Consider the following 16,437-nt stretch of genomic DNA (forward strand, 5'->3'; position numbering starts at 1 on the left):
CATGTTTTAGATATATAATATATTAGCAATTTTAAAAAATAAACGCTAAAAATGGAGGGTAATATTTTGGATATATATAGTTCTATATCAACGCTTAAAGGTGTAGGAAGTAAAACTTCTGAAAAATTAAATAAGCTTCATATTTTTACAATATTAGACTTGCTTTTATATTTTCCAAGAGATTATGAATATATAAGTAGTAATGTGCCTTTTCCAGAAATTGATGATACGGAAAAAAGAGTTTTATCATGTAAAGTAAAAACTATTATGAGTGATGTTAGAACAAGAAATGGCAAAATTATAACTTCCATTGAATTTGATTATTGTGGACATAAGGTTATAGGAAAATGGTTTAATCAAACTTATATTAAAAAAAATTTTTTAATAGGAAATGAATACAATTTGTCTGGAAAGTTTCAAAGAAAAGGAAATTTTTTAGAAGTAGTAAATCCAATGCCTTTATCAAATATAGCTTTTAGCTCTGAAATAATTCCTAAATATCCTCTTAAGCAAGGAGTTTCTCAAAAACTTATAGTAAGACTAATTGGTGAAGTATTAGATTCAGTTAAGATTTCAGAAAATTTACCATTAGATTTAGTAAAAAAATTTAAACTTGAATCTTTAGATAAGGCTTTAAGACAAATACATTTTCCAAGTTCAAAGGATACATTAAGTGGTGCTATAAGAAGGCTTAAATTTCAGGAGTTGTTTACATATTCTATTAAACTTTTATTAATTAAAAAAGGTCTTAAAGAAAATGCAAAAGGAATTAGTTTCCCTTGGAATGATGAATTAAGAAAGCTTAAAGAATCACTTCCGTTTCAACTTACAAATGCTCAAACAAGAGTTGTTAGGGATATTTTAAGAGATCAGAAAAGTAATCATCCTATGAATAGGCTTGTTCAAGGAGATGTTGGAAGTGGTAAAACTATAGTGGCTTTAATAGCTATTTATAATGTATATTCTAATGGTTATAAATGTGCTTTTATGGTTCCTACAGAAATACTTGCAAATCAGCATTATGAAGAAGCAAAAAAGCTTTTTAAGGATTTTAATGTAAATATTGAACTTCTTACTGGAAGTACAACTAAAAAAGAAAAAGATAGAATAAAAGAAAGAATGAAGGAAAAGGAACCTCTTGTTATTATAGGTACTCATGCTCTTATTCAAGATGATGTTGAAATAAATAAGCTTGGGTTAATTGTTACAGATGAACAGCATAGATTTGGAGTTGAACAAAGAAGCAAACTTATAAACAAAGGTGAAAGGGCAGATGTTATAGTAATGACAGCTACACCCATTCCTAGAACTTTAGCCTTATATCTTTATTCTGACTTAGATATTTCTGCTATAGATGAATTACCTCCAGGAAGAAAAAAAGTTGATACAAGATTTTTTCAAGATAAACAAAGAAATAGGGCTTATGCTTTAGCTTTGTCAGAAATAAATAAAGGAAGACAAGTTTATATAGTATGTCCTTTAATTGAGGAAGATGAAAAAGCACAATTAAAATCAGTAGAAAGTATTTATAATAGATTAAAAGATGGAATATTTAACAATAAAAAAGTAGAAATGTTACATGGAAAAATGAAAGGTGTAGAAAAAGATCAAATAATAAATGATTTTAAAGATAAAAAAGTAGATGTTTTAATATCTACTACAGTTATAGAAGTAGGGGTTAATGTGCCTAATGCATCAGTAATGATTATTGAAAATGCAGAAAGATTTGGTCTTGCGCAACTTCATCAGCTTAGAGGGAGAGTAGGAAGAGGAATTTACGAATCATATTGTATACTTATTGCAAATGCAAAAAGTGAAACTACAAAAAAGAGAATGGAAATAATGACTGAATCTAATGATGGTTTTTATATTTCAGAACAGGACCTAAAATTAAGAGGCTCTGGTGAGTTGTTCGGATTTAGACAAAGTGGTGGGGAAGGTTTTGTTCTTGCAGATATTTATAATGACGTGAATCTTTTGAAAGTAGCATTAAATGAAGCTAAAAGTCTTATGGAAAATAGAAATGAAATAAATAATAAACTTATATATGAAATGGAGAAATCCCTTGAAAAAACAAGTAAATATATATGCTTTAATTAAGCAAGTTAATTGTATATATTTATTTATTGTGCTAAAATAATATTTATACGAATTTAAGGAGGGTTTTACTTAGTGAGAATTATTGCAGGAAAGGCTAGAGGCCATAAACTTCTTTCGCCAAAATCCTTAGTAACTAGACCAACTTTAGATAGGGTAAAAGAAGCTATGTTCAGCAGTATACAACTTTATTTAATGGATTCTGTAGTTTTTGATATGTTTGCTGGAACAGGAAGTTTAGGCTTAGAGGCAGCAAGCAGAGGAGCAAAAGAAGTTTATTTAGTTGATAAAAGTGATGAAACTTATCCTTTACTTAAGGAAAACATTAAAAAATTAAAATTTACAGATTTTTGTACTAGTCTAAATATGGATTCTTATGATGCTCTAAAATTAATGGCTCAAAAGAATAAGAAATTTGATATTATATTTATAGATCCTCCCTATTGTAAAGAAATGATTCCTAAGGCTATGGAAATGATAAAAAAAGATAATTTATTAAAAGATAATGGAATTATTGTAACTAAAATAGATACTATTGAAGAAAAATTTATGGGCTTTGAAGATATAAAATTATTTAAAAGTAGGAAATATGGAAATACTACAGTTTGTTTCTATAAGATACTTAAGGAGGATTAAAATGAAAATAGCAGTTTATCCAGGAAGCTTTGATCCTATAACAAATGGACATCTTGATATAATTACAAGGGGAGCAAGGACTTTTGACAAACTGATAGTTGCTGTATTGGTTAATGTTGATAAAAAAGGTTTATTTAACATTGATGAAAGAGTAGAACTTATAAAAAAGGTAACAAAAGATATTAAAAATGTTGAAGTTATGTCTTTTAATGGACTTTTAATTGATTTTATAAAAGAGCAAAAGGCAAATGTAATATTAAAGGGACTTCGTGCTCTTTCTGATTTCGAATATGAGTTTCAAATGGCACTAATGAATACAAAACTTGATCCTGATGTTGAAACATTGTTTATGATGACATCATCAGATTATTCCTATGTTAGTTCTTCTGCTGTAAAGCAGGTAGCTAAATTTGGAGGGTGTATTGAGGGGCTTGTACCAAAGGAAATTATTTCTGATGTAATGGAAAGATATAAGTAAGAGAGGTGATAAGATGGCAAAAAATATGGATGTTAATATTATTGATTTATTAGAATATTTACAGGATACAATTGAAAATTCTCCTAAAGTACCTATTAGTGGCAAAACAATGATTGATAGAAAAGAAATTTTAGATGTAATAGATCAAATTATAAATTATCTTCCAGATCAATTTAAAAAGTCTCAATGGATTTTAAATGAGAGAGATAGAATTCTCACTGAAGCTAGAAGCGAATATGAAACAGTAAAAAAAGAAACTGCTGAAATGATGAGACAAAATATTGAAAATCATGATATTGTGAAAGAAGCTAAAATAAGAGCTCAAGAAATTATAGCTTCTGCAAAGAGAGATGCAAAAGCTATGAGAATAGGTTCAAGGGATTATTCTGATAATGTGTTGTCAGAACTTGATAAGGAATTAGACAGAAGAAAAGGGGAGCTTATTAAATACCTTCAATCTAGCTTTGAAACAGCAGCAAATGATTTAGATAAAAATTTCAAAGATGTAAGCTCCACTATAAAGGAAAATATTAAAGAATTAAGAGATATGAAATAAATTTTTCTTGTACTTTCCTATTATATAAATAATTATCATTATTGATGTTATAATAACAAAATACTCTATTGTATTATTAAAAAATATCATATTGTTAAAATTACTTACCTTTAATTCTGCAGAATGTAAGAATATTTTTGAAGCAAGAAATGTTATTGTAAAGCTTATAACACCTTGTATTATTTTTAAAAGGCTATATTTTAAAAGTGATATTTTATTCGATTTTATTACTGATGAAACTTGGCATATTATAGATAAACCTGAAAATGAACATAAGAAACTTATTAATGATAATTTTATATTTATATTAATATTTAGGGACGAAATTATATTACAGCCATTTGTAATTTCAATGGAGCCTAAAAAAACAGAATATAGTGAGTTTGATGGTAAATTAAAAAAAGACTCTATGCTTTTGAAAATAATGCTTATGTAGGCATTATTTTTTATTACAGAAATAATTACAGAAAAAAGTACAATAAATCCACCGATTGATAAGGCAGTAGATATTGCTCCTTCTAATGATAATTTTAAATTTTCACCTAGTTTTCTTGTTTTTTTTGAAGTGTCTTTATTCATGTAAATATTTTTTTGTTTTTTATCTTTTAATAATATTCCCATAATATATATAGAAATATAGTTGCCTATTAGTAATATATACCCATATTTGATATTACCAAGCATAGATACACCTACAGTACCAAGAATGAATATAGGGCCACAATTAGTTGCAATATTAAGAAGTCTTTTGTATTCACTAAGGGTAATATATCCTTCTTCATAAATGTCACTTGAATATTTAGCACCTATAGGATAGCCGCAAAGTATACTTGCAGCAATAGGAAAAGATGAGGATTTTGATAGATTTAATGGAGCACAAAAAATAGGACCTAAAGCCTTTGAATATAGAGATATTCCATCATAAGCTATTAGCATGTTACAAAGAATCAAAAAAGGAAAAACTGTAGGAAAAACTGAAAAAGCAAAAAGTTTTAATCCAGAAATAACAGCATTTATAGAACTTTGTAAATGGCAAACAAATAATATAATAAAACTTGTTAATATAATAGGTATTATTAAGTTTTTGTATTTTTTTAGTAAGATAGTGCATAGTATAAATATAAAAAAACATAGAATAATAGTTGTTATCACATATATCACCTGTAGATTGTTATGTTTTAACATATTCTATGATTTTTCAGTATATTACTATAAATCTATAAAAGATGGACTTATAAAATAGTCGTCATAAGGATTTGTTGAAGCATTTATAGTTGAATAAGCTTTTGTTCCTTGAATGTCATATAATATAGAAGAATTATTTGTGCTCTTTGGAATTTTAGTAATAATATTTGTTTCTGAATTTTCTTTTATAATTTTTAAAATTTTACGCCCTGTATTATTAAATGCAAGGGGACGTATATATTCATAGGAATCACTTCTTAAACTATTGATATTATAATTTTCAAGCCCAATAAAAAAATTAGTAAGTATTCTTGAAATTCTTGTATAAGTGTATCTTTTACTTTTTGTATTTAAAATTAAATTGTCAAAGCTATTAGAATTTGCAATTTCCTTTATTATTTTTTTATCAAGACCTTCATTAGTATCTGGAATTTTACTTAAATTTTCACTGCAGGTTAAAAGCTTATATTTTATATAGGGAAACATATCTTCTGGAAATGAAGGCTTATTTAGTAATAACTTATTATAAGTTTCTTTTGGTATAATATCTTTAATGTTTTTGTTTTCGTATATATTTTTTCTTATGGCAGTGGCAGAAGAAAAGGTTCCGGCTATTTTATTATCATTATAAGATGAACCTTGCCTTTTAAGAGCATAAGGCTTTATGTTGCTTTTTAATTTGTTAATAGCTTTTATATATTCTATAGCTAAAATGTTATTAGAGCTTTTTAATATATCGTTAAAATTAATATCTGTTGATATAGCCATTAAAGAATTAGATCTTGCTTTATGATATGGAAGACCAAGCTTTAAATTTTTATTTAAATTATCTTTAAAAGAACTGTTCTCTTCTGAAAGCATTAAGGAAGCAGCTGTTAAATTATTAATATTATCATTTTCTGCTCCAAAAAATAAATTGTTACAAATTTTCAATTTATCAAGTATTGTAACTGCGCCTTGTGCAAAATATTCAGCAGAGGCTACAGAATGAATAAGAGGAAGTTCAATAACTAAATCTGCACCTCCATATATAGCCATTTGAGCACGACTGAATTTATTTACAATGGCAGGAATTCCTCTTTGCATGAAATTGCCACTCATAATAACTATAATTCCATCTGCTTTTGTTTTTTCTTTTGCTTTTTCTATATGATATTTATGCCCATAATGAAATGGATTATATTCGGCGATTATACCAGTAATATTCATTTAATTACACTCCTTAATTTTGTTAAGTATACTATGATGATTTTCGGTGTAAAACCATGTGATAATGTAATATTTTTAAGTGATTTTCTGTTAATAAAACACTTAATAAAATAAACCTAGTATATTATAGCATAGCTACAAGGATTTCAAGAAATAAAAAAGCTTAAGAGAATATTTTTTAATTAATAAAATTAGATTATTTTAGTTGAAAAGAAGGGTAAAATAGGAGTATAGTATAATAAGAATGGTAATACATCTAAGTTGAAAGGAGCAATTTCACATGGAACTTATGAAAAGACTATTAGAAGCTGCTAAAGCTGATAGAAAAAAGATAGTTCTTCCAGAAGGTAGTGAAGAAAGAACTATAAAAGCAGCTTTTTACATTCAAAGAGAGAAATTAGCATTTCCTATTTTGATTGGGAATAAAGAAGAGATTTTAAATAAGGCTTCTTCTTTTGATATAGATTTGTCAGGAATTGAAATAGTTGACCCTGAAAAATCAGAACGTTTAAATGCATATATAGAAGCATTTTACGAACTTAGAAAAAATAAAGGAATGACAATTGGAAAAGCTGAAAAGATAGTTAGAGATCCGCTTTATTTCGGAACAATGATGGTAAAGCTTGATGATGCTGATGGTATGGTATCAGGAGCAATTCATACAACAGGTGATCTTTTAAGGCCAGGACTTCAAATAATCAAGACAGCACCAGGAGTGTCTGTTGTGTCAAGCTTTTTTATAATGGAAGTTCCAAATTCAGAATATGGTGAAGATGGTATGCTTTTATTTTCTGATTGTGCTGTTAATCCATGCCCATCAGAAGATCAGCTTGCGGCTATAGCTATAGCTACTGCAGAAACAGCTAAAAATCTTTGCAAAATGGAACCTAGAGTTGCAATGCTATCATTTTCAACTATGGGAAGTGCAGATAACGATTTAGTAACAAAAGTTAGAAATGCAACTACAAAAGCAAAGGAAGAAAGACCAGATTTGTTAATAGATGGAGAGCTTCAGTTAGATTCTGCAATAGTAAGAGAAGTTGCAGACCAAAAAGCACCAGAAAGTAAAGTAGCAGGTAATGCTAACGTTTTAATATTCCCAGATTTACAATCTGGAAATATAGGATATAAATTGGTTCAAAGATTTGCAAAAGCAAATGCAATAGGACCAATATGTCAGGGATTTGCAAAACCTATTAATGACTTATCAAGAGGATGCAGCTATGAGGATATAGTTAAAGTAGTTGCTATTACTGCTGTTCAGGCTCAAAAAATAATATAAAGGTACGGGGGGTACATATGAAAGTATTAGTAGTAAATTGCGGGAGTTCATCAGTAAAATATCAATTAATTAATATGGAAGATGAAAGTGTTCTTGCAAAAGGTTTAGTAGAAAGAATTGGAATAAATGGTTCTATTTTAACTCAAAAAGTAGAAGGCAGAGAAAAATATGTAATAGAAACACCAATGAAAAATCATAAGGTTGCAATAAAATTAGTGCTTGACTCATTAGTAGATAAAGATCACGGTGTAATTAAGGACATGAGTGAAATATCTGCTGTAGGACACAGAGTAGTACATGGTGGTGAAAAATATTCATCATCTGTTCTTATTAATGATGAAGTGCTTGAAAATATAAAAGATTGTGTTAAACTTGCACCACTTCATAATGGACCTAATTTAATAGGAATAGAAGCTTGCAGAGCCTTAATGAAAGATACACCAATGGCAGTAGTATTTGATACTGCTTTTCATGGTACTATGCCAGAAGAAGCATATATGTATGCTCTTCCATATGAACTATATGAAAAAAATGGAATTAGAAAATATGGATTCCATGGTACAAGTCATAAATTTGTATCACAAGAAGTTGCAAAGGCACTAGGAAAAGATATTAAAGATTTAAAAATAATTACATGTCATATTGGAAATGGCGTAAGCTTAGCTGCTATAAAGGGTGGAAAATCAATAGATACAACAATGGGATTTACTCCACTTGCTGGTATACCAATGGGAACAAGATCAGGTGATATAGATCCAGCCATTGTAACTTATTTAATAAATGAATTTAATTATTCAGCAGATGAAGTTAATGAAATTCTTAATAAAAAATCAGGAGTTTATGGACTTACAGGAATAAGTTCAGATTTTAGAGACATTAAAAAAGCAGGTTATGTTGATGGAGATAAAAAAGCACTTTTAGCTCTTAATATGTTCCATTATAAAATTAGAACTACAATAGGAGCTTATACAGTTGCTATGGGTGGTCTTGATGTTATAGTGTTTACTGCAGGTGTTGGAGAAAATTCTGATCAAAACAGAAAGGGAATTTTAGAAGGACTTGAATTTATGGGCGTTGAATTAGATGAAGAAAGAAACAAAATAAATGGTGTTCTTCATGAAATTTCAAAGGATTCTTCAAAGGTTAAAGTATACGTAGTGCCAACAAATGAAGAATTAATGATAGCAAAAGAAACAGTAGATTTGTTAAATTAATTACTTGACTTTTGTCTCATAGCTTTATATAATAAATTGTGTTTGTGTGATTAATGTTAGTTTAAAGATTTAATTAACTAAAAATGTAGAGTTATACTATATTATGTTAATTGGAGGGTTTTTATGAAGATACAGTTTATTGACGTTAAATCAAATAAGGAAAGAAAGAAAAATATATTGTATCACTTCAAGATGGATCCTTTTTACTTTGAGGGAGACAAAATCAATGTTGTTTCTGAAACTAAGATAGAAGGTACATTAACATATGAAAATGATATTGTTACAATGAATATCAATATCAAAACTGATCTTGAACTTCTTTGTTCAAGATGTTTAGATGCCTTTATATATCCAGTAGATATTAATATAGAGGAGAGGTTTACAAATAACAGTCATATTAATAATGATGATATTGTTTTTGTAGATGGTGATACTATTGATATCACCGAAGTTGCTCAAAATGCAATAATTTCATCACTGCCTATAAAAAGGCTTTGCAAGGAAGATTGCAAAGGGTTATGCCAAGTTTGTGGCACTAACTTAAATAAGGCAACTTGCACATGTAACAATGTAGATGTTGATATAAGGTTTGAAGCCTTGAAAGCATTGTTAGACAATAAGGAGGTGTAATGATGGGAAATCCAGCAAGAAAGACATTTAAAGCTAAAAGAGATTCAAGAAGAGCTCAAACTTTCAAAGCAAGCATTCCAGGTATCGTAGAATGCCCACAATGCCACGAAATGAAATTAGCTCATAGAGTTTGTAAGAAGTGTGGTTACTACAAAGGTAAAGAAGTAGTAGCTACTGAAGAATAAAGAAAGTCATATGACTTTCTTTTCTTTATATTAAGAAATTATTATGAAATAATATAAAAAAATATTTTAGGAGCAAATATTTCTTTATATTAATTTATGAATATAAATTTTTATAAATATAAAAATATAAGAATATAAGTTTTTTGTGGAGGATAAATTTATGAAGATAGCTATTGATGGTATGGGAGGAGATAATGCTCCAAAAGCTGTTATAGAAGGTGTAGTGGCAAGTCTTAAAGAAAATAACGATATAGAATTTTTTATAACTGGTCCTGAGGATGTTATAAAAAAAGAATTTGATAAATATGAATATGACAAAAGTAAAGTTAATATAGTTGATGCAAAGGAAGTTATTACAACTAATGAACAACCTGTAATGGCCCTTAGAAAGAAAAAGGATTCAAGTATAGTAAAAGCTCTTAATTTAGTAAAAGACGGTACATGTGACGGAATTATATCTGCAGGAAGTACTGGGGCATTTTTAGCAGGCTGTACATTAATTGTAGGAAGGATAAAAGGTATAGACAGACCAGCATTAGCTCCTATAATGCCAGGAAGATATGGAAAGTTTATGGTTGTGGATGCTGGAGCAAACGTAGATTGTAAACCAGAATATTTGCGTCAGTTTGCTCACATGGGTAAAGTATATTATGAATTAATGTTTGATACTAAAGATACTACAATAGGTCTTGTAAATATAGGAGCAGAAGAAGAAAAGGGAAATGAACTTACAAAAGAAGTTTTTCAAATTTTAAAAAATGAAAAAATTAATTTTGTTGGTAATGTTGAGCCTAGAGATGTTCCACAAGGTAAAGTAAATGTTTTAGTTACTGATGGATTTGTAGGAAATACTATTTTAAAAATGTATGAAGGTTCTGCATCGAATCTTTTGGGCATGATAAAAGATGAAATTTACTCATCTAGTTTAGTGCCTAAGTTAGGGGCAGCTCTTTTAAAACCTGTATTTAAGAAATTAATGCTTAAATTTGATTATAAGGAAGTTGGAGGAGCACCTTTTCTTGGAATAAATGGTGCTTGTATTAAAGCTCATGGAAGTTCTGATGGAAGAGCTTTTAAAAATGCAATAAGACAAGCAAAATTATTTCATGAAAAGCAAATCCTTGAAAAGATAAAAAGTGAGTTAACTTTAGAAAAATAAAAAAATTAATATTTTTAATAATATTTCAAAATATTAAAAAGTTATATTGACGAATAATTATAGATATACTATTATCTTAAGTGATAGGAAATGGGAGGTGAATAATTGTGTTTGATAAAATTAAAGAAATCGTAGCAGATAAATTAAGTGTAGATGAAAACGAAATTACATTAGAATCTTCATTTATCGAAGATTTAAATGCGGATTCATTAGATATTGTTGAATTAATTATGGCTCTTGAAGATGAACTTGATATGGAAATTCCAGATGAAGATGTTGAAAACTTTAAGACTGTAGGAGACGTTGTAAACTACGTTCAAAGCCATAAAGAATAATAAAATCCCGCTTTGCGGGATTTTGTTCTATTAAATATTAGTTTATTCTTGAATTTATTACATGCTAAAAATTGAAGAATAGACTTTGCAAGGAGAGATATTAATGAATAACTTTAAGCTAGAAGAGGTAGAAAAGTGTTTAGGTGTAAAATTCTCAAATGAATTGCTTATAAAAACTGCTCTAACTCATAGTTCTTATGCGAAGCAATTTAAGGGAGCTAAATATAATGAAAGATTGGAATTTTTAGGAGATTCTGTTCTTCAATTATGCATTACTCAATATTTATTTGTAAATTACGAAAAGAAAAATGAAGGTGACCTTACAAAAATACGAAGCCTTATAGTTTGTGAAAATTCTCTTTATGAAGTGGCACAAAAACTTAAAATAGCTAAATATATAAGAATGAGTAAAGGTGAATATTTAACTGGAGGTATGGAAAGGGTTTCTATTCAGGCTGATGCAATTGAAGCTATAATTGCAGCTATTTATTTAGATAATGGTGAGGAGGCTGCCAATAAATTTATTTTGACTCAATTTGCTGAGATTATTGATAAGGCAATTAATAATAAAATAATATTGGACTTTAAAACAGAACTTCAAGAGTATCTTCAAAAGGATGGAGAAGTAAATATAACATATGAATTAGTTAAATTTGAAGGACCACCACATAGAAGAAAATTTTATTTAAATGTTTATGTGGAAGATAAACTTATGGGAACTGGTTCTGGCTATAGTAAAAAAGATGCAGAACAAAAAGCAGCTAAAGAAGCATTAAAAGCATTGGAGGTAATTAATGAGTAAGAATTATTATATAATTCCTATTTTTGTTCCTCATGAAGGATGTCCACACAATTGTGTATTTTGTAATCAAAATAGAATAACAGGAAAATCTGATGAAGTTACAGCAGAAACTGTCTATTCTATAGCAGATGAATATTTAAAAACAATAAATAAGAAAAATGCAACTATAGAAATTTCTTTTTTTGGAGGTACATTTACAGCTATAAAAGAAGAAAAGCAGAGGGAGTTATTAAAGGTTGCAAAGGAATATAAAGAAAAAGGGCTTATTGACAAAATAAGAATGTCTACAAGACCTGATTATATAAATGATTATATATTATCATATCTTAAAGAGTATTTAGTTGATATAATAGAACTTGGAGTTCAGTCTTTAGATAATGAGGTGCTTAAGGCATCAGGAAGAGGTCATTCTAGTTCTCAAGTATTAGAGGCATCAAAGCTTATAAAAAGTTATGGTATAACCTTAGGACATCAAATTATGCCAGGGCTTCCAAAGGATACTTTTGAAAAAGATATAGAAACAGTAAAAAAATCTATTGAAATGAAACCTGATATTGTTAGACTGTATCCTTCTTTAGTTATTAAGGATACTCCTATGGAAGATATGTATATGGCAGGTACATATAAGCCTTATACATTAATGGAAGCAGTAGAAATATGTGAAAAATTAGATAGGCTTTATGAAGCTCATAATATTAAAGTAATAAGAATGGGGCTTCAACCTACTGATAATATAGCAGAAGGTAAGGATGTTGTGGCAGGTCCCTTTCATCCAGCCTTTAGGGAATTAGTAGATGGATATAAAATTTCAAAGGATTTAAAAGAAAAACTAAAAGAAAATAAGGAAGGGACAATAATAATTAATAATAGGGATATTAGTAAGCTTTATGCTAACAAAAAAATGTTTTTTAATAAATTACTTAATGAAGGATATAAAATTAATGTTTTAATGTGTGACAAAGTAAAAAGAGGAGAATTTATTATAAAAAGTGGTGAAATAAATGAAAAAGAAAACAAGAGATAGAATGAAATATATTATGGCTATTTTTATGGCTATAATATTCTTAGTAAGTTTACTTCCTGTACTTATAAGATAGGAGGAGTTATGTTTTTAAAATCGCTTGAAATAAGAGGATTTAAATCCTTTGCAGATAAAACAGAATTAAAATTTAAAAAAGGTGTTACAGCAGTTGTTGGTCCTAATGGAAGTGGTAAAAGTAATATATCAGATTCTGTAAGATGGGTTTTAGGTGAACAAAGTGTAAAAACTCTTAGAGGTGGCAAAATGGAAGATGTCATTTTTGCTGGAACTCAGTTTAGAAAACCTGTAAGTCTTGCACAAGTATCATTAACTTTAGATAATGAAGATGGTGGACTTTCTACAGAATACAATGAAGTAACAGTATCAAGAAGAATTTATAGATCAGGAGAAACTGAATATTTAATAAATGGAAGCAAGTGTAGACTTAAAGATATTACACAGCTTTTTATGGATACTGGTATAGGAAAAGAAGGATATTCTCTTATTGGGCAAGGTAAAATTGAAGCTGTATTAAGTGGTAAACCTGAAGAAAGAAGAAATTTAATAGAGGAAGCTGCTGGAATAGTAAAATATAAATCTAGAAAAGATGAAGCCGAAAAGAAACTTGAAAATACAGACAATAATCTTGTTAGAATTAGAGATATAATTTCAACATATGAAGAAAGACTTGAACCTCTTAGAATAGAAAGGGAAAAGGCTTTAAAGTATAAATCTCTTGCAGATGATTTAAAAGAAAAAGAAGTTTCTATTTTAATACATTATATTAATGATATAGAGAAAGAATTAGAAAAATTTAATGAAGATGTTTCATCTAAAAGGAAAGCTTTAGAAGATAAAAAATTAAATTTATCAAATATGAAAAATAAGCTTTTAAATTTAGAAAAACTTGTAGAAGATTTAGAGAAAAAAAATGAAGACAATAAAAAGGAATATTATAGTAAAAAAGAAGAAATTGTTAGAATAGGAAATGAGGTAGCCCTTCAAGAAGAAAGAATTAAAAATGCTACTGAATCAATAAATAAAAATAATCTTCTTTTAAATGAACTAAAAAATAAAATTTCCTTATTAAAAAATGAGAGAGATGTATTAAAAGAAGAATTAAATAAAAGTAATAAGTATGCAAAAGAAAAGGAACAAGAAATAATATCTTTAGAAGAAGAACATAAAAATAAAAGCTTTGAAATACATAAAACAGAAGATGAAATTAAAAATTTAAAAGAAGATGAATTTGAACTTTTAAGAGGTCATTCAGAAATAAAAAATGCAATTACACTAATAGAAAAAGACATAAAAGCAAAAGAAGAAAAATCTAAAGAATTAGAAGAATCACAAAATACCTATGAAGGAAACATGAAAATTAATATAGCCACATTAGAAGGTCTTAAAGAAAAAACTGACATTAATAAATCTAAAGTTAAGACTTTAGAAGTAGGTATTTTGGATAAAAAGAAAAAAATTGCTACTATTCATGGAGCAATTACTAGAAAAGAAAATGAAGTTAGAGAATTAACAAAAAATATAAATGGTCTTGAAGCTAATAAAAATATGCTTATTAATTTAGAAAAACATTATGAAGGTTATAATAGAACTGTTAAAATCCTTATGGATAGAATAAACAAAAATGAAATTAATTTTGCATTAGGTACAAAAGTAGTAGGTGAAATTTTTTCCGTAGAAAAAAAATATGAAGTTGCTGTTGAAATAGCTCTTGGAGGTGCTATTTCAAATGTAATAACAGAAAATGATACTATAGCAAAAAAACTTATTCAATACTTAAAGGTAAATAATCTTGGAAGAGCAACATTTCTACCTCTTAATAATATTAGAGGTAACAAATTAAATGTAGATAAGAACATTCAAGCTATTGATGGATTTATAGGAATTGCCTCTGATGTTATTTCTTATGATATAAAGTTTGAAAAAGCTATTAATAATATATTAGGAAGGACAGTTGTATGTACAGATATGGATTCTGCCCTTGTTATATCTAAAAAAAGTAATAATAGCTATAGAATAGTAACATTATCAGGAGAAATAATAGCACCAGGTGGTGCCATGACAGGTGGTAGTATTAAAGCTAAAAACACAAACATTTTAGGAAGAAAAAGGGAGATAGAAGAACTTTCTAAATCCTTAGAAGAAGGTAAAAATAATTTAACTAAGGCTACTAATGAATTAGACTCATTAAAATTAAATTTAAAAGATATTGATGAACAAATATTAAATGATAAAGATAATATTCACTTTAAAAATATAGAAATAACTAAAGATGAAAGTGAAATACAATCCCTTAGAAATGAAATTGAAAAATTTAAGCACAGCTTAGAAGTTGCTAAAGGTGAAATTTTAAGAAATGCTTCTGATATTGAAAAACTTAATAAATCATTAAATAATAAAAATTATGAACTTTCAAATATTGAAGGGAAAAATTATTCTAATAAGGAAAAAGTAACAGACCTTGAAAATAAGCTTAATGAATACAAAGAATCTTTAGATAAATTATCTAAAGATTTAACAGAAGCTAAAATAAAAAAGGTTTCTTTAGATGAAAGCTATAAAGTAAAAGAAAATGAAGTTAAAAGAAAAGAAGAGGAAATTTCAGAAAATAACTTAAGAATAAATAATGTTTTAGAAGAAATTGAACAAAATAATCAGAAAATAACTGAATATAAAAATATAATTATAATATCTAATAAAAAAATACAAGACTTTACTTCTCTTATTAAAACCTTAGAAGACTCCTTTAAAGAAGATGAACTTGAAAAGAGTAAATTGAAGGATGAAATTAAAATAGAAGATAGTAAAATATCTGAACTTTCAGATGTTATAAATAAAGAAGAAGGTAATTTAAATAAAAGTGAAATTCAAAAAGCTAAAAGCGAAATGGAAAGGGATGGCTACTATACAAAGCTTAATGAAGAATTAGAGCTAACTTTTGCAGAAGCTTTGGAAATAGCAAAAGAAATAGGTGATATTTCAAAATGCAAAGAAGATATTTCATCATTAAAGAGAAAAATTACAGCCCTTGGTACAGTTAATCTTGCAGCTATAGAAGAATACTTAGAAGTTAAAGAAAAATTTGAATTTATGTATACTCAAGAACAAGATTTAATTAAGGCAAAAGAAGAACTTCAAAATGTTATTTTAGAAATGACAGATAAAATGAAAGAACTTTTCTCTGAAAATTTTAAAATATTAAATGAAAATTTCAATGAAACTTTTAAAGAATTGTTTAAGGGTGGTAGTGCAGAACTTATTCTTGCAGAAGGTGATGAACTTACTGCAAATATTGATATAAATGTTGAACCGCCAGGTAAAAAACTTCAAAATATAAATTTAATGTCTGGTGGCGAAAAAGTTTTATCAGCCATTGCACTTATGTTTGCAATACTTAAAATGAAACCAACACCATTTTGTATATTAGATGAAATTGAAGCTGCCCTTGATGATGCAAATGTATATAGGTATGCTGAATTTTTAAAAGAGTTTTCAAAAAACACTCAATTTATTGTTATTACTCATAGAAAGGGTACAATGGAAGCCAGTGATATGATGTATGGTGTGACAATGCAGGAAAAAGGTGTGTCTAAGGTTGTATCAGTAGATTTGACTAAGGAAGCCATATAA

The 16,437-nt window shown here is 27.8% G+C and carries 15 protein-coding genes; 13 read left to right on the plus strand and 2 right to left on the minus strand.

Going from position 1 to position 16,437, the window contains the following annotated elements; all coding sequences use genetic code 11:
• Positions 1-66: 66 nt before the first annotated feature.
• The 4 genes from recG to ACTNAO_RS00450 all read left to right on the plus strand — a co-directional run bounded on the left by recG (position 67) and on the right by ACTNAO_RS00450 (position 3,767).
• Positions 67-2,100 carry an ATP-dependent DNA helicase RecG gene (gene recG / locus ACTNAO_RS00435; protein ID WP_441027519.1) on the plus strand — a complete coding sequence of 678 codons (2,034 nt, stop codon included), beginning with the start codon at positions 67-69 and terminating at the stop codon, positions 2,098-2,100.
• Between the two features lie 72 nt (positions 2,101-2,172).
• Positions 2,173-2,733, plus strand: coding sequence for a 16S rRNA (guanine(966)-N(2))-methyltransferase RsmD (rsmD, locus tag ACTNAO_RS00440; protein ID WP_441027518.1), 561 nt, complete (start codon positions 2,173-2,175; stop codon positions 2,731-2,733).
• A 1-nt stretch (position 2,734) separates the two neighbouring features.
• Positions 2,735-3,211: a pantetheine-phosphate adenylyltransferase gene (coaD, locus tag ACTNAO_RS00445; RefSeq protein WP_441027517.1), complete on the plus strand. Its 477-nt coding sequence runs from the start codon at positions 2,735-2,737 to the stop codon at positions 3,209-3,211.
• Positions 3,212-3,224: 13 nt separating this feature from the next.
• The gene (locus tag ACTNAO_RS00450) at positions 3,225-3,767 is read left to right on the plus strand and encodes an ATPase (RefSeq protein WP_441027516.1); all 543 of its coding nucleotides are present in this window, start codon (positions 3,225-3,227) and stop codon (positions 3,765-3,767) included.
• On the opposite strand, the gene ylbJ is transcribed toward ACTNAO_RS00450, so the two are convergent.
• Together ylbJ and ACTNAO_RS00460 are read right to left on the minus strand one after the other, a co-directional pair.
• Positions 3,750-4,952, minus strand: coding sequence for a sporulation integral membrane protein YlbJ (gene ylbJ, locus ACTNAO_RS00455; RefSeq protein ID WP_441027515.1), 1,203 nt, complete (start codon positions 4,950-4,952; stop codon positions 3,750-3,752). The two genes, ACTNAO_RS00450 and ylbJ, sit on opposite strands and share 18 nt — an antisense overlap.
• Before the next feature lie 24 nt (positions 4,953-4,976).
• Entirely contained in the window at positions 4,977-6,161 is a 1,185-nt protein-coding gene (locus tag ACTNAO_RS00460) for a nucleotidyltransferase (protein WP_441027514.1), read from the minus strand.
• 280 nt (positions 6,162-6,441) lie between these two features.
• Here ACTNAO_RS00460 and pta point away from each other — a divergent pair, with 280 nt between their 5' ends.
• The 9 genes from pta to smc all read left to right on the plus strand — a co-directional run bounded on the left by pta (position 6,442) and on the right by smc (position 16,437).
• Positions 6,442-7,443 carry a phosphate acetyltransferase gene (pta, locus tag ACTNAO_RS00465; RefSeq protein WP_441027513.1) on the plus strand — a complete coding sequence of 334 codons (1,002 nt, stop codon included), beginning with the start codon at positions 6,442-6,444 and terminating at the stop codon, positions 7,441-7,443.
• Between the two features lie 17 nt (positions 7,444-7,460).
• Positions 7,461-8,657, plus strand: a complete 1,197-nt coding sequence (locus tag ACTNAO_RS00470) for an acetate/propionate family kinase (RefSeq protein WP_441027512.1) — start codon at positions 7,461-7,463, stop codon at positions 8,655-8,657.
• Between the two features lie 123 nt (positions 8,658-8,780).
• Complete coding sequence (locus ACTNAO_RS00475) at positions 8,781-9,287, plus strand: YceD family protein (protein WP_441027511.1); 507 nt, start codon at positions 8,781-8,783, stop codon at positions 9,285-9,287.
• 2 nt (positions 9,288-9,289) lie between these two features.
• The gene (rpmF, locus tag ACTNAO_RS00480; RefSeq protein WP_441027527.1) at positions 9,290-9,472 is read left to right on the plus strand and encodes a 50S ribosomal protein L32; all 183 of its coding nucleotides are present in this window, start codon (positions 9,290-9,292) and stop codon (positions 9,470-9,472) included.
• A gap of 160 nt (positions 9,473-9,632) precedes the next feature.
• Positions 9,633-10,631 (plus strand): phosphate acyltransferase PlsX, encoded by a 999-nt coding sequence (gene plsX / locus ACTNAO_RS00485; RefSeq protein WP_441027510.1) that lies wholly within the window; start codon positions 9,633-9,635, stop codon positions 10,629-10,631.
• Between the two features lie 107 nt (positions 10,632-10,738).
• Complete coding sequence (acpP, locus tag ACTNAO_RS00490) at positions 10,739-10,966, plus strand: acyl carrier protein (protein ID WP_441027509.1); 228 nt, start codon at positions 10,739-10,741, stop codon at positions 10,964-10,966.
• A gap of 103 nt (positions 10,967-11,069) precedes the next feature.
• The gene (rnc, locus tag ACTNAO_RS00495) at positions 11,070-11,768 is read left to right on the plus strand and encodes a ribonuclease III (RefSeq protein WP_441027508.1); all 699 of its coding nucleotides are present in this window, start codon (positions 11,070-11,072) and stop codon (positions 11,766-11,768) included.
• On the plus strand, positions 11,761-12,792 hold the full coding sequence (locus ACTNAO_RS00500; protein ID WP_441027507.1) for an elongator complex protein 3: 1,032 nt from the start codon (positions 11,761-11,763) through the stop codon (positions 12,790-12,792). The genes rnc and ACTNAO_RS00500 overlap by 8 nt, the downstream gene beginning before the upstream one ends.
• A gap of 81 nt (positions 12,793-12,873) precedes the next feature.
• Complete coding sequence (gene smc, locus ACTNAO_RS00505) at positions 12,874-16,437, plus strand: chromosome segregation protein SMC (protein WP_441027506.1); 3,564 nt, start codon at positions 12,874-12,876, stop codon at positions 16,435-16,437.

Source organism: Clostridium sp. HCP1S3_C6 (genome assembly GCF_052066735.1).
Lineage (GTDB): Bacteria > Bacillota > Clostridia > Clostridiales > Clostridiaceae > Clostridium.

What these genes read in the sequence shown, in the direction of transcription:
- coaD (WP_441027517.1), top strand. Translation starts at nt 2,735, where the DNA reads ATGAAAATAGCAGTTTATCCAGGAAGCTTTGATCCTATAACAAATGGA.
- rnc (WP_441027508.1), top strand. Translation starts at nt 11,070, where the DNA reads ATGAATAACTTTAAGCTAGAAGAGGTAGAAAAGTGTTTAGGTGTAAAA.
- ylbJ (WP_441027515.1), bottom strand. Translation starts at nt 4,952, where the DNA reads ATGTTAAAACATAACAATCTACAGGTGATATATGTGATAACAACTATT.
- ACTNAO_RS00500 (WP_441027507.1), top strand. Translation starts at nt 11,761, where the DNA reads ATGAGTAAGAATTATTATATAATTCCTATTTTTGTTCCTCATGAAGGA.
- ACTNAO_RS00460 (WP_441027514.1), bottom strand. Translation starts at nt 6,161, where the DNA reads ATGAATATTACTGGTATAATCGCCGAATATAATCCATTTCATTATGGG.
- rpmF (WP_441027527.1), top strand. Translation starts at nt 9,290, where the DNA reads ATGGGAAATCCAGCAAGAAAGACATTTAAAGCTAAAAGAGATTCAAGA.
- smc (WP_441027506.1), top strand. Translation starts at nt 12,874, where the DNA reads ATGTTTTTAAAATCGCTTGAAATAAGAGGATTTAAATCCTTTGCAGAT.
- ACTNAO_RS00475 (WP_441027511.1), top strand. Translation starts at nt 8,781, where the DNA reads ATGAAGATACAGTTTATTGACGTTAAATCAAATAAGGAAAGAAAGAAA.
- ACTNAO_RS00470 (WP_441027512.1), top strand. Translation starts at nt 7,461, where the DNA reads ATGAAAGTATTAGTAGTAAATTGCGGGAGTTCATCAGTAAAATATCAA.
- ACTNAO_RS00450 (WP_441027516.1), top strand. Translation starts at nt 3,225, where the DNA reads ATGGCAAAAAATATGGATGTTAATATTATTGATTTATTAGAATATTTA.
- pta (WP_441027513.1), top strand. Translation starts at nt 6,442, where the DNA reads ATGGAACTTATGAAAAGACTATTAGAAGCTGCTAAAGCTGATAGAAAA.
- plsX (WP_441027510.1), top strand. Translation starts at nt 9,633, where the DNA reads ATGAAGATAGCTATTGATGGTATGGGAGGAGATAATGCTCCAAAAGCT.